The organism is Streptomyces beigongshangae, assembly GCF_019710745.1.
Classification (GTDB): Bacteria; Actinomycetota; Actinomycetes; order Streptomycetales; family Streptomycetaceae; genus Streptomyces; species Streptomyces beigongshangae.
On the sequence record NZ_JAHKJW010000020.1, the window covers coordinates 1 to 26264 of the forward strand.

The window sequence follows — 26264 nt, forward strand, 5'->3', positions numbered from 1 at the left end:
CAATCATTCCAGGAAAGCCCCCGCACCTCGGTGCGGGGGCTTTCCTGCGTTCAGGGGCGTCTAGGGTTTTGTCATGCGCTATGACCTGGTGATCTTCGACAACGACGGTGTCCTCGTGGACAGCGAGCCGCTCTCCAACACCCTTCTCGCCGCGTACCTCACCGAACTCGGGCACCCCACCTCGTACGAGGATTCCCTGCGCGACTACATGGGGGCCGCCATGCACCGCGTACACGATCTGATCGAGGAGCGGACCGGGGAGCGGCTGCCGGCCGATTTCGACGCCGTCTTCGACGGGCGTGTGTTCGCCGCCTTCGAGCGGGAGCTGCAGCCGGTGCCGGGGGTGGAGGAGGTCCTGGGGAAGCTGACCGCGGACGGGGTTCCGTACTGTGTGGCGTCGTCCGGGAGCCATGAGCGGATCCGGGTGGGGCACCGCACGACCGGGCTGGACCGGTGGTTCGACGACGGGCGCGTCTTCAGCTCGCAGGACGTGGGGCGCGGGAAGCCGGCGCCGGACCTGTTCCTGTACGCGGCCGACATGATGGGGGTGCCCCCGCGGAAGTGCCTGGTCGTCGAGGACAGCCCGCTCGGGGTGCAGGCGGCCGTCTCGGCGGGGATGGACGTGTACGGGTTCACGGCGATGACACCGGCGGAGCGGCTGGCGGGCGCCGACCGCCTCTTCGACGAGATGGGCGAGCTGATCGGGCTGCTGCAGAGCCGAAGCTGAGCGGAGTTCATCTTCTGCGGCGTCTACCCACGGGTAAGCCGGAGCCCTACGCTGAGCCGCCATGACAGAGGTGCTGCGGCGTGGCCGGGCTTCGTTGGCGTTCAGCTTCTTCGCCCAGGGCGCCGTCTTCGCGCTGCTCGTGACCCGTATCCCCGCGATCCAGGACCGGTACGGGGTCTCCGACGGACTGCTGCCCGCCTTCCTCGCCGCCGTACCGGTCCTCGCGGGCATCGGGAGCGTCTGCACCGGGCGTCTGGTGAGGCGGGTGCCGCCGAGTCACGTCCTGCGGTGGTCGCAGCCGGTGGTGCTGCTCGCGCTGCTCGGCGTGGGGGCCGGTGACGGGATGTGGGCGCTGGGGCTCGCGCTCGCCGCCTTCGGGCTTGCCGTCGGAGCCCTTGACGCGTCCATGAACATGCTCGGGGTGAGCCTCCAGCACGCGTACGGGCGCAGCATCATGCTCGGGTTCCACGCCGCGTCCAGCCTGGGCGGGATCGTCGGGGCCTCGCTCGCGTGGCTGGGGGCGCACGGGGATCTGGCGCTGTTCGTGTCGTACCTGCCCGCGGTGGCGGTGCTGCTGCCCGCCGCGCTCGTGGGGAGCCGCTGGTACGTGGACGGGGACCGGTCCGGGGCCGGGTCCGGGGAGGAGCGGGTGCAGGAGGCGGCCGGCGGCACGGGTGCGGGGCTCAGGCCGCTGCTGCCGCTGTGCCTGGTGATGGCCTTCTCGTACATCGGTGACGCGACCGTCTCCAACTGGAGCGCCAAGTACCTGCAGGACGTGCTCGGCAGCTCGGAGCAGCTGGCGACCGTCCCGTACAACGTCTACATGGTCACCACGCTGATCGGGCGGGCCGTGGGGGACCTCGGGGTACGGCGGTTCGGGGCCGTGGCGGTCGTGCGGGCGGGGGCGCTGGTCGCGGCGGCGGGCTTCGCGGTGGTGGCGGGGGCGCCCGGGGCCTGGACCGGGATGCTCGGCTTCACGCTCGTGGGCTTCGGGCTGTGCGTGATCGTTCCGCAGGCATTCGCGGCGGCGGGGAAGCTCTTCCCCGGGGCTGCGGACGCGGCGGTCGCCCGGCTGAACATCTTCAACTATGTGGGGTTCCTGGTCGGTTCGCCCCTGGTGGGCGCTCTGGGCGATGCGTGGAGCTATCGGGGGGCGATGCTCGTGCCGATGGCGTTGGTCCTGGTGACACTGTTCCACGTTCGCTCGTTCGCCTCCGGGCCTTCCGGATACGGTGACGGTCATGAGCGGCCGCGCACAGCTGATGTGGGACGAGGCAGTAACGGGCTATGACTTCGGTCCGGACCATCCGATGGACCCGGTCCGGCTGACGCTGACCCGGCGCCTGGTCGACGCCTTCGGGCTCGACCGGGAGGTGGAGGTCGTCGCGGCCAAGCCCGCCGGGGACTCGACCCTGCGGCTGGTGCACCGGGAGGACTACATCGAGGCGGTCAGGGCCGCCTCCGCGGATCCCCGGGCGGCGGACCCGGCGTACGGGCTCGGGACCACGGACGATCCCGCCTTCGCCGGTATGCACGAGGTGTCCGCCCTGATCGCGGGGCAGTCGGTGGGCGCCGCCGAGGCGGTGTGGCGGGGCGAGGCGTTGCACGCGGTGAACTTCGCGGGCGGGCTGCACCACGCGATGCCCGGGAGCGCGTCCGGGTTCTGCATCTACAACGACGCCTCGCTGGCCGTCGCCCGGCTGCTGGAGCTCGGTGCCGAGCGGATCGCGTACGTGGACGTGGACGTGCACCACGGGGACGGGGTGCAGGCCGCGTTCTGGACGGATCCGCGGGTTCTGACGGTGTCCCTGCACGAGCATCCGCGGACCCTCTTCCCGCAGACGGGGTGGCCCGAGGAGACCGGGGGCGCCGGGGCGGAGGGCTCCGCCGTGAACGTGGCGCTGCCGGCCGGGACCGGGGACGCGGGGTGGCTGCGGGCCTTCCACTCCGTGGTGCCCGAACTGCTCGCCGACTTCCGGCCGCAGGTGCTGGTCACCCAGCACGGGGCCGACACGCACTTCGAGGATCCGCTCGCCCACCTCGCCGTCTCGCTGGACGCCCAGCGGGCCGTGCAGGTCGCCTGTCACGAGCTGGCGCACGAGTACGCCGGGGGGCGGTGGGTCGCGCTCGGCGGGGGCGGGTACGCGGTGGTGGACGTCGTGCCGCGGTCCTGGACGCATCTGGTGGCGATCGCGGCGGGGCGGGAGGTGGCGCCCTCCTCCACCGTTCCGGAGGGCTGGCGTCAGGAAGTGTTCGCCCGTACCCGGCAGTTGGGGCCCGCGCGGATGACCGACGGGCGGTGGCCCGTGTCATGGGCGGAGTGGGAGGCGGGGTACGACCCCGCGGACCGGCTGGACCAGGCGGTGCTGGCCGCGCGGCGGGCCGCGTTCCCCCTCCGGGGCCTGCTGGCCTAGCGCCCCTCGGGGGCGTCCGATTAGGCCAACCGTGGGGCTCCCGGCCCGTTGTGGGCGCGGTCGTGCGCCACGTGCGGCAGCATCGGGGGGTGTTGAGCACCGGAGCGCTGCGGGCGCACCTGCTGACGGCGAGGCTGGCCGGGACCGTGGCCACCTCGCGCGAGGCGAGCCTCAGGAGTTATCGGCTGTTCGCCGCCCGGGATCCGCGGGTGACGATCGGAATCGATCCTGAACTGAACTGGAAGCAGCGCGATCTGATCGCTCTGATGGCGGACAGATGCGGGGTATCCGCCGATCCGCGGCATACGTCCGGGCTCGACGTGATCGATCCCGAGCGGACCCTCGGGGCGCTGGACGCCTTCGCGGAGCGGGTCGCGCACGCCGCGCGGCACCGTTCGACGGTGCTGTTCGGCACCGGACACCCGCACCGGCTGATCGGTTTCTACGCCGCTCTCGCGGACGCTCTGTCGGCGGCCGGATGTACCGTCCTCACCTCCGCGCATGGCCACCGTGTCGACATAACGACCCGGTTCGGCCTACGCACGTACAACCTTGACTACGTACGGGGAGTCGCGCTGGTGCGGGAACCCGGGGTGTGGGGCGCCGGTTGCGGGACCGGCGCGCACACCCACTCACCCCTCCCGGTTCGGGTCGTCCTGGCCGCCGCGGCGGAGGCCGGCGGACCGCTTCCCGAGCTTGTGGTGGGGGACCACGGATGGGTCTGCGGAGCAGGTCAGCTGGGGTTCGAGGCCATCGGCCTGGGGGACACCGACGACCCCGCGCTGTTCGTCGGAGAGGCGGAGGGGCGAGTGTCCGTCGTCGTTCCACTTGATGACGCTGTGCGGTCTGATTACTACCGACCGCTTACTCGCTATGTACTCAATCGAGCGTGTCTGTCACAGTAGGCCGCCGATGGCCCCTCCTCTTCCCCACTCGCATCACCCGCCCCTACTCTGGGGAGTGAGCGCGCAACGACGAAGTGTCACCGGAAGGGGAAGCCGGCGACCGTCGAGTGCGGAAGGTTCAGGTGTGTCATGGCTGCTGGCGAGAGGCCTCTGAACGAGGTTCAGTTCCTTACCGTGGCGGAAGTCGCCTCGGTGATGCGAGTGTCGAAGATGACCGTGTACCGCTTGGTGCACAGCGGTCATCTGCCCGCGATCCGGGTGGGGAGGTCATTCCGCGTCCCGGAGCAAGCGGTTCACGAGTACCTCCGCGAGTCGTACGTGGGGGTCGAGACAGCCTGACGGCGGTCCGGGGAAGTCCCGGGGCGGCTCGATCGCGCTCCCGGGATTTCGTCCGGAACCCCTCGATTACAACCTCAGCGCTCAGGCGGGTAGGCTGGCCCCTCATAAGTCGTGTGGGCCCATGCAGCCCAGCAACGAGTAAAGAGAAGTGAGCGAGGGTAGTCGTGGGCTCTGTTATCAAGAAGCGGCGTAAGCGGATGGCCAAGAAGAAGCACCGCAAGCTGCTCAAGCGCACTCGCGTCCAGCGTCGCAACAAGAAGTAACCGCGACGGACGGCAGTCGCCACCACGCGCGAGCGGGGAGTCGGCGACGCCGCGACAGTGCGCTCTGTGGCCCCCCACCGGCCGGTGGGGGGCCACAGTCGTGTCCGGTCGTATGGTCTGTGCGGCGAATGGCCGGGTCTGTACGTATGTCCGGGGACGCCGCGGCGTCACGCATCGGGCAGTCCTCACAGCGCGACGCCGACCGGCTAACGTGACCGTCACGGGGAACGCGGCAGAGTGCGGGCAGCAGGTCGTCGACGGCTGGAAGGAAGGCGCTGATCTTGGGGAAGGTCGTGCTCGTCACCGGAGTGGCCCGTCAGCTGGGGGGCCGGTTCGTACGGCGGATCCAGCGTGACCCCGAGGTGGACCGGGTGGTCGCCGTGGACGCGGTCGAGCCGGAGCACCACCTGGGCGGAGCGGACTTCGTACGCGCCGACATAAGGCAGCCCACCATCGCCAGGCTGCTGGCCGAGCACTCCGTGGACACGGTGGTGCACATGGACGTGACGGGCACACCGCTGACCAGCGGAAGCCGGACCACGGTCAAGGAGACCAACGTCATCGGCACCATGCAGCTGCTCGGCGCCTGCCAGAAGTCCCCGACGGTCGAGCGGCTGGTCGTGAAGTCCAGCACGAACGTCTACGGCTCGGCCCCCCGTGACCCGGCGGTCTTCACCGAGACGACCACGCCCAAGTCCCTGCCCAGCGGAGGCTTCGCCAAGGACACGGTCGAGGTCGAGGGGTACGTGCGCGGCTTCGCGAGGCGCCGGCCCGACGTCGCCGTGTGCATGCTGCGGTTCGCCAACATCCTCGGACCGGGTGCGGACACCCCGCTCGCCGCGTACTTCTCGCTGCCCGTCCTGCCGACCGTCCTCGGCTACGACCCGCGGTTGCAGTTCGTGCACGAGGACGACGTGATCGACGTCCTGCGCATCGCCTCGCACGAGCCGGAGCGGGGCACGCTCAACAGCGGCACGTTCAACATCGCCGGCGACGGCGTCCTGCTGCTCTCGCAGTGCGCCCGCCGGCTGGGCCGGCCCACGGTACCGCTGCTGATGCCCGCGATCAGCTGGGTGGGCTCGGCGCTGCGCACGGTGGGCATGACGGACTTCTCGCCGGAGCAGCTGAGGCTGCTCACCCACGGCCGGGTCGTGGAGACGAACCAGATGCGCGAGACGCTCGGGTACCGGCCGAAGTTCTCGACGGCGGAGGCGTTCGCGGACTTCGCCCGCAGCCGCGGGCCCGGGCTGCTGCCCCCCGAGGCCCTCGCCGGGGCCGTCGACCGGATCGCCGCACTGCCCGCACTGGGCGGTGGCCACCTCCCGACGCAGAGCGCGGACTGACGCCAACCGAGGAGCACATCAACGATGGCGGACGCCAAGGTCATTCCGTTCGACGACGACCGGTCCCGCGGGGGTGCCGTGCCGCGGCCACCGCGGCGCCGGAACGCGGGGGGCAGGCGCAAGGGCGAGCCCGCGGTGGTCCAGGAGGTCCAGCCCCTGCCCGCACGAACGATTCAGCAGGATGATGTCCCCGTGACGCGTGAGGAGCCCGTTGCCGGTGGAGCGGCTGCCGGTGGGCCGGCCGCGGCGGAGGAGCGGGGCGGTGGCTGGGACCGGCGCATCGCCGGCGGTCTGTCGTTCCTGCGGCGGCGTCTGACGGGCGAGTACGAGGTCGACGACTTCGGTTACGACCAGGAGCTGACCGAGCAGGTCCTGATGTCGCTGGTGCGGCCCCTCTACGAGAAGTACTTCCGCGTGGAGGTGAAGGGCGTCGAGAACATCCCGTCGGAGGGCGGGGCGCTGATCGTCGCCAACCACTCGGGGACGCTCCCGCTGGACGGCCTGATGATGCAGGTCGCGGTCCACGACAACCACCCCCGGAACCGGCACCTGCGGCTGCTCGCGGCCGACCTGGTCTTCATGCTGCCCGTGGTCAACGAACTGGCCCGCAAGGCCGGTCACACCCTGGCGTGCGCGGAGGACGCCGAACGGCTGCTGGAGCGCGGCGAGCTGGTCGGGGTGATGCCCGAGGGGTTCAAGGGCATCGGCAAGCCGTTCGGCGAGCGCTACAAGCTCCAGCGGTTCGGCCGGGGCGGATTCGTGTCCACCGCGCTCCGCCAGGGCACCCCGATCATCCCGTGCTCGATCGTGGGCGCGGAGGAGATCTATCCGATGATCGGCAACGCGAAGACCCTGGCGCGGCTGCTCGGGTTCCCGTACTTCCCGATCACGCCGACCTTCCCGTGGCTGGGTCCGCTGGGCGCGGTGCCGCTGCCGACGAAGTGGACCATTCAGTTCGGCGAGCCGATCCCCACGGACGGCTATCCGCCGGAGGCGGCCGAGGACCCGATGCTGATGTTCAACCTGACGGACCAGGTGCGGGAGCAGATCCAGCACACGCTCTACAAGCTCCTGGTGCAGCGCCGCTCGGTGTTCTTCTGACCTGGTCCCCTCGGCCTCGGTACGTGGGGTGCCCCTCTTCCCGAAGAGGGGCACCCCACGACCGGCGGGTCGGCGGGTCGGCGGGTCGGCGGACGGGCTTAGTCCGCGTCCTCGCCCTCGATGCCCAGGCCCGGGAGCAGGCCCGGCAGCAGGGGCGGCAGGGTCACGTCCGGCTCGGGGGGCGGACTGTCCTTGCCCTTGCCCGACGGGGTGACGCTGGTGTCCTCCTCGGGCGGGTCGAGGAGGCCGCCGGTGCTGCCGCCGAGCAGCCCGTCGTCCTGGGTCCGGGACGTGGACGGCTTGGGTCTGCCGCTGCCGGGGCCGGAACCCGTGCCGGCGCTGTGGGACGCCTCCCCGCCCGTGGCGCTGGGCGGGACGGAGTGGTCCGAACCGGAGGAGCCGGGGGAGTCGGGGCTCGGGCCGCGGTGCCGGCCGGTGCCCTCCGGGACGGGCGGCTGCGGGAGCAGCGCCCGCAGCGGGTCGACCTCCTCCTCTATGGCGTCGAAGACCGAGCTGACCTGGCGGCTGACGTCACCGAGCTGCACGGGCAGCCGCTCGCGCAGGGCGCCCCACGCCTCCCGGTGCGACCGCGAGAAGGCGGAGAGCCGCTGGATGGGGCCCAGGGAGTCCGGGTCCCGCTCGTACGCCTCGTGCAGGAGGCGGTGGCCCTCGGAGGCGTCGTGCTGCATACCGGACAGGGCGCGCCGGATCTCGCCCAGGGACTCGTGGTCCAGGGGGCCCGACCGGCCGCGCTCCATCAGGCGGCGCGCCTCGCTCAGCCGGGTGGAGGCATGGTCGAGGTAGAGCCCGCCGCGGTCGTTGTTGTCGTCGGCCATGCCCAGCCTGAGGTCCTCCATGCCGCGCTTGAGCCCGTAGAGCGAGTCGCCGGGCAGCGCGTCGGAACTGGCGGCGGCCACTCCGCTGAACGCCCCGGCGGCCACGCCCACGGTGAGTCCACTCGCGGCGAGTCCCTTCGACAGCCTGGACCTGGGCCTCAGTTTCCCGAGCCCGGTCGCCCGGTGCGCGCCCCTGCTCCGGTGGGACCGCTGCTCGGGCAGCGCGGAGCGCGCCGCTTCGCCTCCCGTGGCCGTGCCCTCCCTCAGCATGGCCTCCATCGCGGCCACCAGCTGTGCCCGCTGGACGACCTTGACCTCGGGGTCCATCGTCGGTTTGGGCAGCTCGCCGAGGCCGGTCGCCAGGGACAGCATCCGGCTCTGCTCGGACCGGTCCGCGACGGCCGGAGCGGGTCCCTCGGACTGCTCGGACTGCTCGGCCGCCGGGCCCCTGTCGGACTGCTCCTCCAGGGCCTGGGCGAAGGCGTTCGTCCGCCGGTGCGCCGATACGTTCGCGATCACTGGCGGCACCTCCTCTCGTCATGACGGTCGGCTCCCCAGGGGGGTCCTGGGATCGCATTCCTGATCGCGACGACTCGATCGAGTGATCGAAGACGGTCAAGGTGTGACCACAGGGAGCCTGTATCCCGCACAACGAGCGGCTCGGCACTTGGGTTACGGACGACGGATGATCGGACCGCGGAACCAACGGGGTTTCACGGACTGTCAGTTGGACGTGGCTGAGCGTACGGAGCCATACGGAGTCGTATGGAGCCGTACGGGATCGTGCGGGGGCGTGCGGGTCGTACCGGAGCCGGTTCACCGGAGCCGGTACGGCGGGCCCGGCGGGCCGGCCGCGTGGTGCCGGATCCGCGGGGGCACGGGGTCTCAGCGGGCGTCTTCCGGGAGGAGCCGGGCCAGGGTGCGCACCGCCCGGTACTGGAGGGTCTTGATCGCGCCCTCGTTCTTGCCCATGACACGGGCGGTCTCGGCGACCGAGAGGCCCTGGAGGAACCGCAGGGTCACGCACTCCTGCTGCTGGGGGTTGAGACGGCGTACGGCGTCCAGCAGTGCCGCGTTCGAGAGGGACTCCAGGACGGAGTCCTCGGGGGAGCGCTCGACCTCGTTGGCGTCGAGCATCTCGCCGGTGGTCACTTCGAGCCGGAAGCGGCTCGACTTGAAGTGGTCCGCGACGAGGTTGCGGGCGATGGTGACGAGCCAGGCGCCGAAGTCACGGCCCTGCCAGGTGAACGTCCCGATGCGGCGCAGTGCGCGCAGGAACGTCTCGCTCGTGAGGTCTTCCGCGGTCGCCTTTCCGCCGACGCGGTAGTAGATGTAGCGGTACACGGTGTCGCTGTACTGGTCGTAGAGCCGGCCGAAGGCATCGGCCTCACCGGCCTGCGCGCGCTCCACGAGATCCATCATCCGGGCGCTGTCACTGTCTGCGGCCGGACGGCGTGCGGGGGTGGCTGGCGCGCTCGAACGTCCTCGTCTGCCGACCGCCGCGCTGTTCTCGGCCAGTGCGTAGCACGGGCCGACGGGCGCGACGGAGACAGCGAGGGCGGGGACGGCGTACGCGGTGGGGACGAAGCCGCGCAGGCGGTCGAGGACCGTCGCGCGCAGCGTAGCCAGGCCCGAGGCGTCAACCCCGACGTGTGGGTACACGGGACTCCCAGAGGCAGAGCTTCCATCACGTGCAGTGAGGGACTTTTCACCCTTCGTGGCGAAAGGTGGGGTCCGTCATGCGTCTGAGGAGAATAACGCTTCGTACAGGCAGTGCTACACCCAGTTGCTCAAACAATCGATTACGTCGCTTCTGTAACCGAATGACACCCCCGCAAGTGCCGGATTGTGACCGCTTGTTGATCGAAACGGTCCGTGTTCGGTCTGGGTCCGGGGCGTGTTGTGGCCGGGTCCCGTCAACGGAAATCACCGGATCACACCTGTGCCCGGCGTGCCCCGGGGCGGTGCCCGGGTGCCGGCGGCGGCGGTGCCGGGGCGCTAGCGGCGGCGGCGGTGCAGGGCGATCGCCGCCGCCGTGCCGCCCGCCACGGCCCCCACCCCGGCCGCCGCCGGGATGCCGACCTTCGCCGCCTTGCGTCCGGTGCGGTAGTCGCGCAGCCGCCAGTCGAGGGTGCGCGCGTGCTTGCGGAGCTTGGCGTCCGGGTTGATCGCGTAGGGGTGCCCGACCAGTGACAGCATCGGGATGTCGTTGTGCGAGTCGCTGTACGCGGCGCAGCGGCTCAGGTCCAGGCCCTCGCCCGCGGCCAGGGCGCGCACCGCCTCCGCCTTCGCGGGGCCGTGCAGCGGTTCGCCGACCAGCTTGCCGGTGTAGACGCCGTCCACCGACTCCGCGACCGTGCCGAGGGCGCCGGTCAGGCCGAGGCGGCCGGCGATCACCGTGGCGATCTCGACCGGGGCGGCCGTGACGAGCCAGACCTTCTGCCCGGCGTCCAGGTGGGCCTGGGCCAGCGCGCGGGTGCCGGGCCAGATGCGCTCGGCCATGTACTCGTCGTAGATCTCCTCGCCGATCGACATCAGCTCCACGACGCGGTGGCCCTTGACGATCGACAGCGCGGAGTCGCGGGCGTCCTGCATGTGCTCGGGGTCCTCGATCCCCGCCAGCCGGAACCACGCCTGCTGCCAGGCGAACCGCGCGAGGTCGCGGGACTCGAAGAACTTCCGCTTGTAGAGGCCGCGGCCGAAGTGGAAGATCGCCGCACCCTGCATCACGGTGTTGTCCAGGTCGAAGAACGCGGCCGCCTGGTCGTCGCCGTACACCGGGAACTCCGGTTCGGCGGCTCCGGGCGCGGCTTCGTGCGCGAGCTCCTCCAGCACCTGGGAGGTCTTGCGTGCTGCCTCTGCCGAGGCCTCGCCCGCCAGCACGCTGCGCGCGGTGGCGGGGCGCCTGCGGGGAGTGAGCCATCCGAGAGCGGCCATGGCGTGAGCATAGCCAGTTTGTTCGGGGCGTCTGGAGTCGAGAGGTTGGGATGTTGTGAACTCTCCGTGACCGTGCCGTTAAAGAACTCATTTCCCCGGGGCCGTTCCTGTAGGGCTCCGGCCCGGGCGCCGTCGGCCGGCCGCGGAGGTGCGGGAGCCCGTCGCGCCGGTTCCCCGCACTCCCGCGGGGCACGGGAGAATGGCCTGCATGAGTTCTCTTTTTCGGCGTGGGGAGAAGAAGGTGCCGCGTGAGCGGTTGGTCACACTCATCGGGAAACCCGACTGCCACCTGTGTGAGGACGCACAGGCCGTGGTGGCGAAGGTCTGCGGCGATCTCGGTGTCGTCTGGGAGGAGAAGGACATCACCCAGGACGCGGAACTGCACCGGGAGTACTGGGAGCAGATCCCGGTCGTGCTGGTGGACGGCGCGCAGCACACGTTCTGGCGGGTGGACGAGGACCGGCTGCGGCGGGCGCTCGCGGGGTAGCCGCGCGGGGCGGCCGGGACCGGCGGGCCGCAGCTGTGACCGGACTGTGGCCTGACCGGTCAGTCCGGCGGGTCCGGAAAGTCACTTAGGATCGAGGGCGATTCGGACTCGGGGGCGGGGATCGTAGAGGAGAGTGTGCGGCTTTGCCCCCAACAAGACAGGAACGAGGGTGCGTGAGCGCCGGTTCCGTACGGGTGCGCCGGGGGCGCGTGACGCCGGTCACGTTGCCGGGGCAAAACGGACACCATCTTTGTGCACGCGTTCACAAAGGCATAGCCTGCAGGGGACGGGGCGGTCCGGGTACGTGTGACCGCCTGCAGCCCCGCGCTACCCGCAGGAGCACCGTGGCAACTGGCCGAACTCACCGACCGGCGACCCGCAGCCGAGGAATCCCCGAGGCCACCGTCGCCAGGCTTCCGCTGTACCTCCGAGCCCTCACCGCTCTGTCGGAGCGCTCGGTGCCCACGGTCTCCTCCGAGGAGCTCGCGGCCGCGGCGGGGGTCAACTCCGCCAAGCTGCGCAAGGACTTCTCCTACCTCGGTTCGTACGGGACGCGCGGTGTGGGCTACGACGTCGAGTACCTCGTCTACCAGATCTCACGCGAGCTGGGCCTGACCCAGGACTGGCCCGTGGTGATCGTCGGCATAGGAAACCTGGGCGCGGCCCTGGCCAACTACGGCGGGTTCGCCTCGCGCGGCTTCCGGGTCGCGGCGCTCATCGACGCCGACCCGGCGATGGCCGGGAAGCCCGTCGCGGGAATCCCCGTGCAGCACACCGACGAGCTGGAAAAGATCATCGACGACAACGGCGTGTCGATCGGTGTCATCGCCACCCCCGCCGGCGCCGCCCAGCAGGTCTGCGAGCGGCTCGTCGCCGCCGGTGTGACCTCCATCCTGAACTTCGCGCCGACCGTGCTGTCCGTGCCGGACGGCGTCGACGTGCGCAAGGTCGACCTCTCCATCGAGCTGCAGATCCTCGCCTTCCACGAGCAGCGCAAGGCCGGCGAGGAGGCCGAGGCGCAGGCCGACGCCGCACTGGAGGCGGAGGCCGGGGCCGCCGCCGCGGCGGCCGGGAAGTCCGGCAAGGGACCCGACGGGGACGTTCCCGCGGTGATGCCGGCATGAGCCTTCTCGTCGTCGGGCTCAGCCACCGCAGTGCCCCGGTCAGCGTCCTGGAGCGGGCCGCGCTGTCCGCGGACGCCCGGGTCAAGCTGCTCCAGGACACGGTCGCCGCCGAGCCGGCCACCGAGGCCGCGGTGCTCGCCACCTGCAACCGGATAGAGCTGTACGCCGACGTGGACAAGTTCCACGCCGGTGTCGCCGAGCTCTCCACGCTGCTCGCGCAGCACAGCGGGGTCGGGCTGGAGGAGCTCACCCCGTACCTGTACGTGCACTACGAGGACCGGGCCGTCCACCACCTCTTCTCCGTGGCCTGCGGGCTGGACTCGATGGTGGTCGGCGAGGGCCAGATCCTCGGCCAGATCAAGGACGCGCTCGCCGCCGCGCAGGAGCTGCACACCGCCGGACGGCTGCTGAACGACCTGTTCCAGCAGGCGCTGCGGGTCGGCAAGCGCGCCCACTCCGAGACCGGCATCGACCGGGCCGGGCAGTCCCTGGTGACCTTCGGCCTGGAGCAGTTCGCCGCCGGTGCGACGGTCGACGCCTGGGCCCGGGGCAAGCGGGCCCTCGTGATCGGCGCGGGCTCGATGTCCTCGCTGGCCGCGGCCACGCTCGTCCGCGCCGGGGTGTCCGAGGTGGTCGTCGCCAACCGCACGTTCGGCCGGGCCGAGCGGCTCGCCGGGCTGCTCGTCGAGCAGTACGGCAAGGACCGCGGGAGCGGCACGGACGTGCTGGCCCGCGCGGTGCCGATCGACGCGGTCGCGGATGAGCTGACACGTGCCGACGTCGTCGTGTCGTGCACCGGCGCGACCGGTCTCGTCCTCACGGCCGAGGTCGTCGCGACGGCGACGGAGGGCCGTACGGCCCCGTCGGCGGCCGGCGGCGGCACCGGCGCGCGGCGCGGGACCGGCGACGACGGCCCCGCCCGTACCACCGCGCCCGCCGTGCGGGAGGGCCTGGCGTCCACCGGTGCGGGCGGCGACGAGAACTGCCCCCTCGACCTCTCCGCCGTGCAGGGCACCGCCGGGTTCTCCGTGCTCGGCGAGGCCGCGGTGGCCGGTCTGGCCGCGGCCGAGCTGGAGCAGCACGCCGCCTGGGTGGACAAGGGCGCGTCGGCCACGGGTACGGCCGCGTCCGAGGCGCCCGCCGGCTTCGCAGCGGCGCCCGACCCCGCCGCCGAGTCCGGGACCATCGCCGCGCTCGCCGCCGCCTCGGCCGCCGTCGGGTGGGTGCCCGAGCGGCGCCGGCCCGAGCCGGTCGCCGAGGTGCCCCGGCCCGCGCCCGTGCTCTCGCTGCTCGACCTCGCCATGCCCCGTGACATCGACGCGGCCGCGCACCGGCTGCCCGGGGTGCGGCTGGTGGACATCGAGTCCCTCGCCGAGGCATCCGCCGACGCGCCCATGGCCGCCGACGTGGACCAGGTGCGGCGCATCGTCTCCGACGAGGTCGCCGCCTTCGGCGCCGCCCAGCGCGCCGCTCACATCACTCCGACCGTCGTGGCGCTGCGGACGATGGCGGCCGACGTGGTCGCGAGCGAGATCGCCCGCCTCGACGGACGGCTGCCCGGCCTCGACGAGAAGCAGCGCGGCGAGATCACCCAGACCGTGCGACGCGTCGTGGACAAACTGCTCCACGTGCCGACCGTACGGGTCAAGCAGCTGGCCGCCGAGCCCGGCGGCGCCGGGTACGCGGACGCGCTGCGGACCCTGTTCGACCTGGACCAGGAGGCGGTCGCCGCCGTGTCCCGGGCCGATGACGGCGACAGCGGCGACACTGGGAACAGCGTCGCCGGCGGCAGCAGGAACAGCGGCGACGGCCGCGGCACCACCGACTTCGACGGCAGGGTCTTCGGAGCGGACACCTTCCACAGCGGCAACAGCGGCAACAGCGGCACATTCGAGAGCGCCGAGAACCGAGGGCGAGCATGACTGAGCAGGCACTGAGGCTCGGGACCAGGCGAAGCAGGCTCGCCATGGCCCAGTCCGGGCAGGTGGCGGACGCCGTGAGCCAGGTGACCGGACGGCCCGTCGAGCTCGTGGAGATCACGACCTACGGGGACACGTCCCGCGAGCACCTCGCGCAGATCGGCGGTACGGGCGTCTTCGTGACCGCCCTGCGGGAGGCGCTGCTGCGCGGCGAGGTCGACTTCGCCGTGCACTCGCTCAAGGACCTGCCGACCGGGCAGCCCGACGAGCTGGCGCTGGCCGCCGTACCCGCCCGCGCGGACGTCCGTGACGTGCTGATCGCACGCGACGGCCTGACGTTCGCCGAGCTGCCGGACGGGGCGCGGATCGGCACCGGCTCGCCGCGTCGCATGGCCCAGCTGAACGCGTACGCACGCGATCACGGGCTGACGATCGAGACCGTGCCGATCCGGGGGAACATCGACACCCGGATCGGATTCGTGCGCAGCGGTGAGCTGGACGGCGTCGTGCTCGCCGCCGCCGGGCTGCAGCGCGTCGGACGGACCGGCGAAGTGACCGACTTCCTGCCGGTCGACACCGTTCTGCCCGCCCCCGGCCAGGGGGCACTCGCGATCGAGTGCGCCGCGGACGACGCGGACCTCGTCGCCGCGCTCGCCGCGCTCGACGACCCGTTCACCCGGGTCGCCGTGACCGCCGAGCGGTCCCTGCTCGCCGCCCTGGAGGCCGGCTGCAGCGCCCCTGTGGGTGCCTTCGCCGACCTCCTGGCCGACGGGCAGATTGTCAAGGAAATGCGCCTGCGCGGCGTCGTCGGCACGACCGACGGCTCGACGCTGGTGCAGTTGTCCACCACCGGTCCCGTGCCCGAGACACATGACCAAGCAATGGCGCTCGGCCGTGAACTCGCCGCCGAGATGCTTGCCAAGGGCGCGGCCGGTCTGATGGGGGAGCGAGTACATTGAGCCCCACCACCCTTCCCGTCGGCCTCGAACACGGGCACGTCACCTTCCTCGGTGCCGGACCCGGTGATCCCGGACTGCTGACCCTGCGCGCCGTGGAGGCGCTGGGCAACGCGGATGTCCTGGTCGCCGAACCCGAAGTGCTCGACGTCGTCCGCACGCACGCCAGACGGAACGTCACCGTGCTCGAAACCGGTACGGAGCCGAGCCCGGACACGCCTCAGCTGAAGGTAGTTGACGGTGCGTCAAGGACCTCTGGCGTCCCCGCGTCGAAGGACGCGGCCAATATTGTCATGGAGGCCGCGCGGGGCGGCAGGCGGGTCGTCCGTGCGGTCCAGGGCGACCCCGGACTCGACACGTACGCCGCCGGCGAGATGCTCGCCTGCGTCGCCGCGGGCGTGCCCTTCGAGGTCGTGCCCGGTGTCGCCGCCGCCGTGGGCGTGCCCGCGTACGCGGGTGTGCCGCTGCGGGACGCCGAGGGCGCGGACGTGCGGTTCGTCGACGCCCGCACGGCGTCGGCGCGCTGCTGGAGCGAGGTCGGCGTGTCCGACGGGACCGTGGTCGTCTCGACGACCCTCGATTCCGTGGGGGCGGCCGCGGGGGAACTCGTCGCCGCCGGGCGCAAGCCCGACACCCCGATGACCGTGACCGTCGCCGGTACGACCACCCGCCAGCGGACCTGGTGCGCGACGCTCGGCACCATCGCGCAGACGCTCAAGCAGGCCAAGGTGCTGCCCTCGCCCGAGGGCGGCCGGCCGGTGATAGCCGTGGTCGGTGAGCGTTCCTCCGCCGCCCAGCGCGAGCAGCTCTCGTGGTTCGAGTCCAAGCCGCTGTTCGGCTGGAAGGTGCTCGTGCCGCGCACGAAGGAGCAGGCGGCGTCGCTCTCCGACCAGCTGCGGTCCTACGGGGCCGTACCGCACGAGGTGCCGACGATCGCCGTCGAGCCGCCGCGCACGCCCCAGCAGATGGAGCGGGCGGTCAAGGGGCTCGTGACGGGCCGCTACGAGTGGATCGCCTTCACGTCGGTGAACGCGGTCAAGGCCGTACGGGAGAAGTTCGAGGAGTACGGGCTCGACGCCCGGGCCTTCGCCGGGATCAAGGTCGCGGCCGTGGGCGAGCAGACCGCGAAGGCGCTGGTGGCCTTCGGGGTGAAGCCGGACCTGGTGCCGAGCGGTGAACAGTCCGCCGCGGGGCTGCTGGAGGACTGGCCGCCGTACGACCCGGTCTTCGACCCGATCGACCGGGTCTTCCTGCCGCGGGCCGACATCGCCACGGAGACGCTGGTCGCCGGGCTGATCGAGCTGGGCTGGGAGGTGGACGACGTCACGGCCTACCGGACCGTGCGGGCGTCGCCGCCGCCGGCCGACACGCGTGAGGCGATCAAGGGCGGCGGTTTCGACGCGGTGCTCTTCACGTCGTCCTCGACCGTGCGCAACCTGGTGGGCATCGCCGGGAAGCCGCACAACGTGACCGTGATCGCCTGTATCGGCCCCGCCACGGCCAAGACGGCCGAGGAGCACGGGCTGCGGGTCGACGTCATGTCGCCCGAGCCGTCCGTGCACAAGCTGGCCGAGGCGCTGGCGGAGTTCGGACTGCGCCGGCGGGCCTCCGCGGTGGAGGCCGGGGACCCCGTCACCCGGCCCAGCGAGCGGCGGCCCGGCTCCCGGCGGAGACGGTCGACGACCTGAGCCGCGGGCAGCGGTGAGGCCGTGAGGGTCACGGGGCGCACTCGTCGAGTGCGCCCCGCCTGCGTTCGGTGACCGGCTGCGGCGGGCTGAGTTCGGTGTCCGGCTGCGGTCGGCTTCGTCCTGCGTCCGGGCGTGGCGGGCTTCGCTCGGTTCGGTGTCGTTCTGTTCTGCCTCAGTCGGGTGTGCCGGCCCGGTCGAGTGCCCTCGTCCAGATCTCGGTGGCCTGCCGCAGGCGGCTCCTGTCGGCTTCCGGGAGCGAGTGCGCGTACCGCTTCCGCAGGGACAGGACGACCGAGGGGATGCGCAGCCGCGCGGCGCACGTGCCGTCGGCCACCGCCACGTCGATCTCGCGGCGCCGGAGGCCCTCCGTCGCCCCCTGCTTCCGGTACTCCGCCTTCAGCCGCTCGGCCGCCTCGTCGGGCGTCCGGTACCGGTGCCCCTTTCCGACCATGCACTTCCGCCAGTCCCGCATGGCCGCGGTGTACTCCGCGTCCGCCGTCACGACGTCCGTGAGCGAACTGTTGAGGTTCTGGGGCAGGTAGGTCGCCACGGCCCAGTCGTCCAGTTCGCCGAACAGCCTTTTGCGGCTCTCGGCCTCGCAGCCCACTTCCGGGAAAGTGATCGTCCTTTCCCGGCCGAACCGCATGGCGCGGAGATCGGTTTTCCCGCCACGCAGGGCGTGCATGTACGCCGCCGCCTTTTCTGTCGACAACCGGGCGACGTATTGGTCGTTCGTCGGGGATTTCCCGCGGTTCCCGTTTTCCGGAGAGGCGGACAGGGCGGGGGAGGCGGGATCTTTTCCGGTGGCGTACAGGCGGTGGAGCCCATATCCCTCCGTGCGCCGCTCTTCCAGGTTCACTTGGCGTTCCTGAGGGGAGCCGGAGGGCGGGACGAACGCGTCGACCTCGTAGCGGAAACCCCGCTCCGTCATGCACGCCGCGATGAGCCTCGTCTCCGCGTGGTGGAGCACGGCATCGTCCCGGGGGTGGTTCCCGGACCGGGTGAGCAGGTCGAGTTCCGCCGCGGTGAGGCCGGACGCGGCGGTGGGACCGTTCGCCTCCCCGTTCGCGCCCCTGTTCGCGCCCCCGTCCCCGGACGACGTGCAGGCCGCCGACGCGAGCACGAGCGCCGCGGCACCCCAGGAGAGCACGCTCGTCCTGAAGGCCCGGCCGTGTGCCGTGACGCCGTGTGCCATGAGGGTGCCCCCACTGCTCCTTCGTGTCCTTCGTGCGTGTCCTTCGTGTCCTTCATGGACGTACCGCGGGTGTGTGACGTGCGGCGGTGCCCGCCGGTCGCCCGGCGGACACCGTCGGGTCCGGTCAGTCGTAGGGGTTCGGGCCGCTGCAGGTGGACGTGGTGGTGTTGCTGGGGGAGATCCAGCTGTTGGACGAGAAGGCGTTGTTGTGCGAGGAGGCCAGCTGGGTCTCACCGGTGCCCCGGGGCAGGCTGTAGAAGCCTCCGCCGTAGTTCTTGTTGGTCCAGGTGACGGAGTTGCAGTTGACGCCGTTGTTGTAGATCGAGGATGCGCAGTTGTCCCAGTTCCCGTTGGGACAGGCGCTGTTGCCGAAGACGGACCAGTCCGGGTTCTTGCCGGACAGCTGCCCCGGTCCGGCGCCCGTGTAGTTCTGGCCGTTCCAGAAGCAGAGGCTGCCCGAGTTGCAGCCGGCCGGTGCCGCGGCCGTCTTCACGCTGGTGGGCATCGTGGCCGCCGACGTGCCGTCGGGGCCGCTCGCCGGAGTGGCCGCGGACGTACCGGCCGTGCCTCCCATGGTCAGCACGACTCCCGCCGCCACGGCCCATACCCGTCTCATAATCTTCCCTTTCGGTCCGGGGTGTTTCGGCCATTCGATTGTCCGCTGGCCGATTTACGCGCTCGACCGATGCGCATGTGCCTTTGATCAGGCACGTGCGCACGGATGCCATGAGCTTTCCGTCCCAGCATTGCCCAGGGGGTCACGCTGGGCAATGATGTGTCACCTGGGTGAAAAAGCCGGTGTCATCGGGGGGAGGAGAATGCTCCGCATCCATTTCACAGACGCCGATTTGGCCCGTACGCGATGTGCCGGATCACCGAATGCGCTGTGGGAGATCACCGCCAGCCTGCACCGTTTCCAGACGCGAAAAGGCCGCTGGGCCTATGCGGAGTGGCACAGGGCCACCCGCGTCCGGCTGGAGGAGAAAGGGCTCGGCCGCGTACTGCGCGAGATCCTGCTGCCCGTCTTTCCGAGGGCGTCCTACTTTCCCGACTTCCTGACCCCGCCCGAGTCCATGGAAGGGCTCGACGCCGGTCTGGAGGCCGTCCTCGCGACCCCGCCGCGCCAGGTCCTGGCGGAGGTGGCGCAGCTGGACCGCCTCGTGGGAGCCCCCTCCTGGGCCCCGCGGCTCGCGGAGCGGGAGACCCGGGAGGAACTCGTACGGGCTATCCGCGCCTACCACGGCGCCGCCGTCGCCCCCTACGAGGAACAGATGCAGGCCCGCCTGGAGGCCGAGCGGGCGATGAGGTGCCGGGCCCTCCTCGACGGCGGCGTCGAGGGGATGCTGACGGGGCTCGGACCCACCATGCGCCGGCGCCGGTCCGTCCTCCATGTCGACTTCCCGTCCAGCGACCGGGACCTGCACCTGAACGGCCGCGGGCTGACGCTCGTCCCGTCGTACTTCTGCTGGCACACGCCGACCACCCTCGCCGACCCGCGGCTGCCGCCCGTCCTGGTCTACCCGTTGCACCACGAGGCCCCGGCCCCGCGGCCGGACTCGCCGGGTCCGCCGGGGACGTGGGGCGAGCGACTCTCCGACAGCCCGGCCGGCCCGGCCGGCTCCCCGGCGAGCCTGACCGGGCTGCTCGGCCGCGCCCGGGCCGGTGTGCTGTGCGCGGCGGCCGTCGGAGCCACGAACGCCGAGATCGCGCGAGCGGTCGGCATCTCCGCCCCGTCCGCCAGCAGATACGCCACAGCCCTGCGCTCGGCAGGGCTGATCACCAGCAACCGCTGCGGGGCGACCGTCCTCCATACGCTCACCCCCACCGGGGCCGCCGTACTGCGGGCGGGCAGGCGGGCGGCGGAACCCGGGAGGGGGCGGCCTCCCGGACAGGGAGGGTGACGGCCCTCGGAGGACGCCGTGCGGTGCTGGTTCGGCGCCGGGATGCTCGACACCGTGGTCGCCGTGCTGGGTCCGGCCGACATCGATGAGCCGTGGGCGCACGTCCTCACCGCTCGATGACCTGATACCGGCAGTTCGGCGGCGACGGCCCCGACGGCGGTCCTCCTCCGGCGCGGACCGACTTCAGCACGGCCGGCGCGTCGGCGGCAGCCTTCCCACGGCGGTCGACGCCCCGCGGGGTGCCGTCGCGGCAGCCGTCCCCTCGGGTCGCTCCCGTCCGGGCGTGATGTTCGATGACGACTTCTAGCAGTCCGCCTCGGTGCCACTGCTCACGGACGAGTCGACGTCGACCGAGTAGCCGGCTCCGGCGGTGAGGTCGGGACGGTTTCCGTGGCCGTCCTCCGCGAGACGCTCGGCGGTGAGGAAAGAGATCCGCAGGACCCTCTCCTCCCTGGTGAAGCACAGGTCGTCGGGCGAGGTTCCGGGACCGGGATCCCAGCCGTCCCGTGCCGCCGCCGTCCGGTAGTGTGCGGCCACCTCGGCCCGTGTGCCGGGGAAGGCGTAGGTCCGGCCGGCATGCACCGAGACCTCTCCGCTGTCCGCCCAGCAGCCGGCGTCGACCTCCTCGAAGCCCCGGGGCACGGTGGCCCCGGCGGGCCGGGAACCGAGGATGTCGAGTGCCGCGGTATCCCGCACCCGGTCGTCGGTCCCCTCGCAGTCCTCGGTGAGTTCCAGCAGCGCGCAGCCGGTGAGTGTCCCCGCCGCGAGCGCGGTCGACAGGAGCAGGGACATCGGACGGGTGGCGCCTGTGCGCAGGGGCAAAGCGGACTCCGGGGTGAAGGGTCGGGTGCCGGGGCGTGCTCGACGAGTGTGCCCCCGTCTGCGTTCAGCGGCCGGCGGCGTGGGGGAGGAAGGCCGTCCAGGTGGTGGGGGTGAGGGTGAGGCGGGGGCCGTCGGGATTCTTGGAGTCGCGGACGAGGACGTGGGCGGGGGCGGCTGCCACCTCGACGCAGTCCGGGCCCTCGTCCGTGCTGTAGCTGCTCTTTATCCATGAGGGGTGTGGGCTGGCGCCGTCGCCGGGCTTGAGGCTCATGTCTCTCCAAGAACTTTCTCGATGAAGGCCACGGACTCCCGTGGGCTGAGAGCCTGTGCTCGGATGGTCCCATAACGCATGTCGAGGAGCTGGACCTCTTTCGGCTCGGTGATCACCCGGCTGAGGTGCTGGACCTCGACATGTCCGACCGTGGTGCCGCCCTTCAGTCTGAGCAGCCGGAACGATCCAGCGAGACCTGAGTTCTCGTCGCGTCCCAGTGGCAGTACTTGAAGGTCGACATTGCGGAACCCGGAGACCTCCAACAGGCGTTCGAGTTGCCGTCGCAGGACCATTCTGCCTCCGACGGACCGGCGGAGTGTCGACTCGCACTGCACGAAACTGAAGAAAGGGAAGGCCGTCGCGCTGTCGAGGATTCCCTGACGGGCCGCACGAGCCGCCACCCGCCTCTCCAGCTCCTCGACGGGGAACGGCGGCCGACGCGAACCGAAGACACTCCGTGCGTACTCCTCCGTCTGCAACAGGCCGTGCACGACGGAGTTGTTGTAGGCACACAACTCGACCGCGTCCGACTCCAGCTTCTTCAGGTCCCGTACCTTCTTCGGGTACCGGACCTCCGCCACGTCCTCCTTGAGTGCGGCGATCCTGCCGCCCGCCGTCAGGGCCTCGTCCGCGCGGTCCAGGTACTCGGGGCGGGGGATGCGCCGTCCCCGTTCGACCGAGGAGACCAGTTCCTCCCCGTACCCGATGGCCTCTCCGAACTCGGCCTGGGTGAGGCCGGCCGCCTCGCGCCACAGTTTGAGCTGCCGTACCACCGTCCGCATCACGGCCCCGGCCTCGTCGTCCTCCGGTTCCGCGTCCCAGTCGTTCACGTCCGCCGTCCTCCCCTGCTCCCGCCGAGCCCTTCCCGGTCCAACGCGTCAGCCCGCGGCCGGACATGCCGTACCGCCCGGACGGAACCGGACGGCGCGCGGACATCCAGCGGCCGCACGGGCCACCGGACTTCACAGATTACGCACGAGTGAACACGCTGGGTGATGTGAATCAGCAGACAGCCCCGCTCGTCCCCCCGATCCCGCCGCACCGCTTCACCGTGCCGCTCTCCGCCACGCGCCGGGGTGCCCGTCTCGCCCGGGTGCTCGCGGCCGAGCAGCTGTGCGCCTGGGGGCTCCCGCCGGACCCGGCCCGGCTCGTCGTGGCCGAACTCGCCGCGAACGCCGTCCTGCACGGCCAGGTCCCCGGCCGTGATTTCCGCCTCACCCTCCTCGTCACACGGTCCGGCACGCTGCGTATCGAGGTCGTCGACCTGTCCGGTGACCGGCTGCCCGCGCGGTCTGCGGCGGCGGACGCCGCGCTCGCCGAGTCGGGGTACGGCCTGCTGCTCGTCGAGGAGTCGGCGGACCGCTGGGGAGTCCGGACCGGGCCGGGACCGGGCAAGGCCGTGTGGGCGGAGATCGACTACCCGGGGCACGTCGCGAGGGCCCGGCCGGAGGCCGACCGTGCGTCGGCAAACGCACCGGTGGGGCGGGCGTAGCGTGGTGGCATGACTTCGTACGGATCCTTTCCCGGTACGCGGCCGCGGCGGTTGCGTACCAGTCCCGTGATGCGGCGCATGGTCGCCGAGACCCGGCTGCACCCGGCCGATTTCATCCTTCCGGCCTTCGTGCGCGAAGGGGTGTCCGAACCGGTGCCGATCGAGGCCATGCCGGGTGTCGTGCAGCACACGCGGGACAGCCTGAAGAAGGCCGCCGCGGAGGCCGTGGCGGCCGGGATCTCGGGGATCATGCTCTTCGGTGTGCCGGAGGACGCCAAGAAGGACGCGGTGGGGACGGCCGGGACCGACCCGGACGGAATCCTGCAAGTGGCCCTGCGGGACGTGCGGGCCGAGGTCGGTGACGAGTTGCTCGTGATGTCCGACCTGTGCCTGGACGAGACCACCGACCACGGGCACTGCGGTGTGCTGGACGCACAGGGGCGGGTCGACAACGACGCCACCCTGGAGCGGTACGCCGAGATGGCCCAGGTCCAGGCCGACGCGGGAGCCCATGTGGTCGGCCCCAGCGGGATGATGGACGGCCAGATCGGGGTCGTCCGCGACGCCCTCGACCAGATCGGGCGCGAGGACGTGGCGGTGCTGGCCTACACCGCCAAGTACTCGTCCGCCTTCTACGGGCCCTTCCGGGAGGCCGTCGGCTCCTCGCTGAAGGGCGACCGCAAGACGTACCAGCAGGACCCGGCGAACGCGCGGGAGTCGCTGCGGGAACTGGCGCTCGATCTGGAGGAGGGCGCCGACATGGTGATGGTCAAGCCCGCCGGTCCCTACCTCGACATCCTGGCGCGTGTCGCGGACGCGGCCGACGTGCCGGTGGCCGCGTACCAGATCTCCGGCGAGTACTCGATGATCGAGGCCGCCGCCGAGAAGGGCTGGATCGACCGTGACAAGGCGATCCTGGAGACGCTGACCGGCATCAAGCGGGCCGGTGCGCGGAACATCCTCACGTACTGGGCCGTCGAGGTGGCGCAGAAGCTGCGGTGACAGGGGTGTGTGACGAGTTGGGGCGACGACCAGCATGGTCGTCGCCCCAACTCGTCACAAGTACCCGCTAGTCGGTCAGATGCCTACCTCGTGGTGGGCGAGGGGCCGACCGGTGTCACCAGGTGAGGGCGTCGGCCCTCGACGCCTGCCAGTAGGTGACGTAGATCGAGTCGTCCACGTACACGCCCTCCGCGGGGAGCGACGGGCTGAAGGGCGTGTCCGAGTCCGTGTCGAGGTGGACCTCCAGGGACTCGGCCGTGTAGCCGTTGGAGCCGCTGCCGTCCGCCGCCGAGAGGCCGACGCCCGCGTAGCCCGACTCGCCCGGGGCCAGGGTGACCACGGCCTGCGGCTTGGACTCCTCGACGACCGGCGGCACCGACTGGGCCTCGCCGAACCGGACGACCGGGTAGTTGGGCAGGTGGCAGAGGGTCGAGCCGGTGTTGGTGACGGTGAGGAGCAGGTGGTTGAGGGGGCGGGGGACCGGGGTGGCGGTCACCCGGATGTCGGTGCAGGGGGTGAGGGCGGAGGAGTCCTTCGCGTCGGAGCCGGTGGCGGCGCCCGTGGCGCCGGAAGAACCCTTTCCGGTCTTGCCGGTCTTGTCGGCCCTGGCCGCCACGGCGTCGGCCCGGCCCGTGCCTGTGCCCGTTCCCTCGTTCTCCTGGGACGAGGGTGCCACGGACGAGGAGCCGGCCGGTGCGCCCTCGTCGCGGACGCCGTCCGCGTTGCTGCACGCGGTCAGGGACAGCGTGGCGACCGTGAGCGCGGCGGCGGCGAGCAGACGGGTACGGGTGGTGCGTGCGGACATGAGTGATCCCCCTGGTGCGGTACGGATGGTGACGCAAACCGCTCGACCGGATGCCGGAAGCGGCGTGTTTGGATGGCCCAAGCTTGTGCGGTGGTCCGTCCCGGGCGCCACATCCGTCGGCAATTCCGGGACGCTGGAACGGCTGTAAGGGCTCTGACCCGGGGGAATGACCTACCCCTGGAATGCGGATCCGGGACGCGGGGAGAGGGAGAACGGTGGCGGGGGACGAGTTCACTGAGCTGTTGGGGCAGTTGAAGGAGCGGTCCGGACTCAGTTACGGGGTGCTCGCGAAGAGGCTGCACACGAGTGCGTCCACGCTGCACCGGTACGTCAACGGGGAGGCCGTGCCGACGGACTACGCGCCCGTGGAGCGGTTCGCGCGGATGTGCAGGGCGACACCCGAGGAACTGGTGGAGCTGCACCGGCAGTGGATCCTGGCGGACGCACGACGCAAGCAGAGGCCGACCGGATCCGGCCCTGAGACCGGGTCCGGGGCAGGGTCCGCGGCCGGGGTCGGGGCCAAGGCTGCGGCCGGCAGCGGGGACGGGGATTCGGCTGACGGTCCGGCAGCCCCGGCTCCGGCTCCGGCGGGCGGTCCGGCAGCCCCGGTTCCGGAGGATGGTCCGGGCCCTCCGGACGGTCCGGAGGGCCCCGGTGGTTCGGCTGCGGCGGACGGGCCCGGTGGTCCGGCTCCGACGGGCCGTCCGGGCGCGCGGCGGCGGCGTACCGGTGTTCTCGCCGGTGCCGCCGTGGCCGCCGCCGTCGTGTCGGCGGCGCTCGTGGCGCATCTCGCGCCGGTCGGGGGCGGCGACGGGAGCCGCGAGCGGTCCGTGGACGCGGCCGGGTCCCCCGACGGGCGCCCGAGCGCCCACGGGTCCGCCGGCGCGAAGGGCCGGTCGGCCGCACCGTCCCCTTCGCGCTCCGGCAGCCCCTCGCCGTCCGGGTCCCCTTCCCCTTCCGCCACCCGCGGCGCGGGCGGCACGGGCGGGGCCGCCGGGCCCGTCCCCGACGGCGGGGCCGCGGACGGCGCCACCGCACCCGCGGTCGCCGTCAACCCGTACAAGTGGGAGAACCAGTGCAGTCAGCACTACCTCTTCGACCGCGAGCCCGAGCAGGTGCCCCCGCCCCCGAGCGAGCCCGACGCCCGCGGGTGGGTCAACGCGCTCGGCGGGGTCGCCGCCGGGCAGCAGATGCTCGCGCTGACCGTCCAGGGCACCGGGAAGTCCACCGTCGTCCTGGAGGAGCTGCATGTGCGGGTGGTGGGGAAGAGCGCCCCGCTCGCCTGGAACGACTTCGTGATGGGCGTCGGGTGCGGCGGCGACGTGCGGACCACGTCGTTCGGTGTGAACCTGGACGCCGGACGGCCCGAGACCTCGCCCAGGGCCGGCCAGCGCGACTTCCCGTACAAGGTGAGCGAGACCGATCCCGAGGTCTTCCACGTCTTCGCGGACGCCCGGACGTACGACGTCAGCTGGTACCTGGAGCTGGAGTGGTCGAGCGGGGACGCCAAGGGCACCGTACGCGTCGACGACAACGGCAAGCCCTTCCGGACCAGCGGGAACGTGGGGCGGCCCGCCTACACCTTCCCGCTCGGTGCCTCAGCCTGGGGACGCGACGAGTACGAGCCGGACGTGCCCGGCTGAGTGTTCGTCCCTTCCCCGGCGGGTGGGTGGTGAAACACCGATCGCATGGTTCCCCGCCCCGGATCCCGGGGTCGGGGCACCGTCAAGTCGGCGC

26 protein-coding genes are annotated in these 26264 nt (G+C 71.8%); 17 read left to right on the forward strand and 9 right to left on the reverse strand.

Going from position 1 to position 26264, the window contains the following annotated elements; all coding sequences use genetic code 11:
- Positions 1-73: 73 nt before the first annotated feature.
- From KM933_RS17410 to KM933_RS17445, 8 genes are all read left to right on the forward strand, one after another.
- Positions 74-727, forward strand: a complete 654-nt coding sequence (locus KM933_RS17410) for an HAD family hydrolase (protein WP_221353142.1) — start codon at positions 74-76, stop codon at positions 725-727.
- Between the two features lie 61 nt (positions 728-788).
- The gene (locus tag KM933_RS17415) at positions 789-2018 is read left to right on the forward strand and encodes an MFS transporter (RefSeq protein ID WP_221353144.1); all 1230 of its coding nucleotides are present in this window, start codon (positions 789-791) and stop codon (positions 2016-2018) included.
- Positions 1969-3141, forward strand: coding sequence for an acetoin utilization protein AcuC (locus KM933_RS17420; protein WP_221353146.1), 1173 nt, complete (start codon positions 1969-1971; stop codon positions 3139-3141). Before KM933_RS17415 ends, KM933_RS17420 begins: the two co-directional genes overlap by 50 nt.
- Positions 3142-3230: 89 nt before the next feature.
- Positions 3231-4046 carry a phosphatase gene (locus KM933_RS17425; protein ID WP_221353148.1) on the forward strand — a complete coding sequence of 272 codons (816 nt, stop codon included), beginning with the start codon at positions 3231-3233 and terminating at the stop codon, positions 4044-4046.
- Positions 4047-4175: 129 nt separating this feature from the next.
- Positions 4176-4385 (forward strand): helix-turn-helix domain-containing protein, encoded by a 210-nt coding sequence (locus KM933_RS17430; RefSeq protein ID WP_093781815.1) that lies wholly within the window; start codon positions 4176-4178, stop codon positions 4383-4385.
- Positions 4386-4549: 164 nt separating this feature from the next.
- Positions 4550-4648 (forward strand): 30S ribosomal protein bS22, encoded by a 99-nt coding sequence (locus KM933_RS17435; protein ID WP_003948845.1) that lies wholly within the window; start codon positions 4550-4552, stop codon positions 4646-4648.
- A gap of 281 nt (positions 4649-4929) precedes the next feature.
- A complete protein-coding gene (locus KM933_RS17440) occupies positions 4930-5991 on the forward strand; it encodes an NAD-dependent epimerase/dehydratase family protein (protein ID WP_221353150.1) in 1062 nt (353 codons plus the stop codon).
- A gap of 24 nt (positions 5992-6015) precedes the next feature.
- Positions 6016-7092 carry a lysophospholipid acyltransferase family protein gene (locus KM933_RS17445; RefSeq protein ID WP_221353152.1) on the forward strand — a complete coding sequence of 359 codons (1077 nt, stop codon included), beginning with the start codon at positions 6016-6018 and terminating at the stop codon, positions 7090-7092.
- A 98-nt stretch (positions 7093-7190) separates the two neighbouring features.
- Here KM933_RS17445 and KM933_RS17450 read toward each other — a convergent pair whose 3' ends face one another.
- From KM933_RS17450 to KM933_RS17460, 3 genes are all read right to left on the reverse strand, one after another.
- On the reverse strand, positions 7191-8447 hold the full coding sequence (locus tag KM933_RS17450; RefSeq protein WP_221353154.1) for a DUF5667 domain-containing protein: 1257 nt from the start codon (positions 8445-8447) through the stop codon (positions 7191-7193).
- Positions 8448-8813: 366 nt separating this feature from the next.
- A complete protein-coding gene (locus KM933_RS17455) occupies positions 8814-9590 on the reverse strand; it encodes an ECF subfamily RNA polymerase sigma factor, BldN family (RefSeq protein ID WP_221353156.1) in 777 nt (258 codons plus the stop codon).
- Between the two features lie 336 nt (positions 9591-9926).
- The gene (locus KM933_RS17460; protein ID WP_221353158.1) at positions 9927-10865 is read right to left on the reverse strand and encodes an HAD family hydrolase; all 939 of its coding nucleotides are present in this window, start codon (positions 10863-10865) and stop codon (positions 9927-9929) included.
- 199 nt (positions 10866-11064) lie between these two features.
- Between KM933_RS17460 and KM933_RS17465 the strand changes: the two genes are divergently transcribed.
- The 5 genes from KM933_RS17465 to KM933_RS17485 all read left to right on the forward strand — a co-directional run bounded on the left by KM933_RS17465 (position 11065) and on the right by KM933_RS17485 (position 17039).
- Entirely contained in the window at positions 11065-11352 is a 288-nt protein-coding gene (locus KM933_RS17465; protein WP_221353160.1) for a glutaredoxin family protein, read from the forward strand.
- A gap of 344 nt (positions 11353-11696) precedes the next feature.
- Positions 11697-12476 (forward strand): redox-sensing transcriptional repressor Rex, encoded by a 780-nt coding sequence (locus KM933_RS17470; RefSeq protein WP_221353162.1) that lies wholly within the window; start codon positions 11697-11699, stop codon positions 12474-12476.
- Positions 12473-14398 carry a glutamyl-tRNA reductase gene (locus KM933_RS17475; protein WP_221353164.1) on the forward strand — a complete coding sequence of 642 codons (1926 nt, stop codon included), beginning with the start codon at positions 12473-12475 and terminating at the stop codon, positions 14396-14398. Before KM933_RS17470 ends, KM933_RS17475 begins: the two co-directional genes overlap by 4 nt.
- Complete coding sequence (hemC, locus tag KM933_RS17480) at positions 14395-15354, forward strand: hydroxymethylbilane synthase (RefSeq protein WP_221353166.1); 960 nt, start codon at positions 14395-14397, stop codon at positions 15352-15354. Before KM933_RS17475 ends, hemC begins: the two co-directional genes overlap by 4 nt.
- Positions 15351-17039 (forward strand): bifunctional uroporphyrinogen-III C-methyltransferase/uroporphyrinogen-III synthase, encoded by a 1689-nt coding sequence (locus KM933_RS17485; RefSeq protein ID WP_221353168.1) that lies wholly within the window; start codon positions 15351-15353, stop codon positions 17037-17039. Before hemC ends, KM933_RS17485 begins: the two co-directional genes overlap by 4 nt.
- A 172-nt stretch (positions 17040-17211) precedes the next feature.
- Here the strand turns inward: KM933_RS17485 and KM933_RS17490 are convergent, their stop codons facing one another.
- A complete protein-coding gene (locus tag KM933_RS17490) occupies positions 17212-18234 on the reverse strand; it encodes a hypothetical protein (RefSeq protein WP_221353170.1) in 1023 nt (340 codons plus the stop codon).
- 124 nt (positions 18235-18358) lie between these two features.
- Entirely contained in the window at positions 18359-18850 is a 492-nt protein-coding gene (locus KM933_RS17495) for a peptidase inhibitor family I36 protein (RefSeq protein WP_221353172.1), read from the reverse strand.
- 202 nt (positions 18851-19052) lie between these two features.
- Between KM933_RS17495 and KM933_RS17500 the strand changes: the two genes are divergently transcribed.
- Positions 19053-20135, forward strand: coding sequence for a helix-turn-helix domain-containing protein (locus KM933_RS17500; protein WP_221353175.1), 1083 nt, complete (start codon positions 19053-19055; stop codon positions 20133-20135).
- 303 nt (positions 20136-20438) lie between these two features.
- On the opposite strand, the gene KM933_RS17510 is transcribed toward KM933_RS17500, so the two are convergent.
- From KM933_RS17510 to KM933_RS17520, 3 genes are all read right to left on the reverse strand, one after another.
- Positions 20439-20957, reverse strand: a complete 519-nt coding sequence (locus tag KM933_RS17510) for a hypothetical protein (RefSeq protein ID WP_221353177.1) — start codon at positions 20955-20957, stop codon at positions 20439-20441.
- A 64-nt stretch (positions 20958-21021) separates the two neighbouring features.
- Positions 21022-21228, reverse strand: a complete 207-nt coding sequence (locus KM933_RS17515; protein ID WP_221353179.1) for a DUF397 domain-containing protein — start codon at positions 21226-21228, stop codon at positions 21022-21024.
- On the reverse strand, positions 21225-22010 hold the full coding sequence (locus KM933_RS17520; RefSeq protein WP_260333716.1) for a helix-turn-helix domain-containing protein: 786 nt from the start codon (positions 22008-22010) through the stop codon (positions 21225-21227). The genes KM933_RS17515 and KM933_RS17520 overlap by 4 nt, the downstream gene beginning before the upstream one ends.
- 215 nt (positions 22011-22225) lie before the next feature.
- On the opposite strand from KM933_RS17520, the gene KM933_RS17525 reads away from it, so the two are divergent.
- Positions 22226-22720, forward strand: coding sequence for an ATP-binding protein (locus KM933_RS17525; protein WP_430727333.1), 495 nt, complete (start codon positions 22226-22228; stop codon positions 22718-22720).
- A 9-nt stretch (positions 22721-22729) separates the two neighbouring features.
- Positions 22730-23722: a porphobilinogen synthase gene (gene hemB, locus KM933_RS17530; RefSeq protein WP_221353182.1), complete on the forward strand. Its 993-nt coding sequence runs from the start codon at positions 22730-22732 to the stop codon at positions 23720-23722.
- A 115-nt stretch (positions 23723-23837) separates the two neighbouring features.
- Here the strand turns inward: hemB and KM933_RS17535 are convergent, their stop codons facing one another.
- On the reverse strand, positions 23838-24527 hold the full coding sequence (locus KM933_RS17535; protein ID WP_221353184.1) for a DUF4232 domain-containing protein: 690 nt from the start codon (positions 24525-24527) through the stop codon (positions 23838-23840).
- 182 nt (positions 24528-24709) lie between these two features.
- Between KM933_RS17535 and KM933_RS17540 the strand changes: the two genes are divergently transcribed.
- A complete protein-coding gene (locus tag KM933_RS17540; protein WP_221353186.1) occupies positions 24710-26170 on the forward strand; it encodes a helix-turn-helix domain-containing protein in 1461 nt (486 codons plus the stop codon).
- Positions 26171-26264 lie beyond the last annotated feature (94 nt).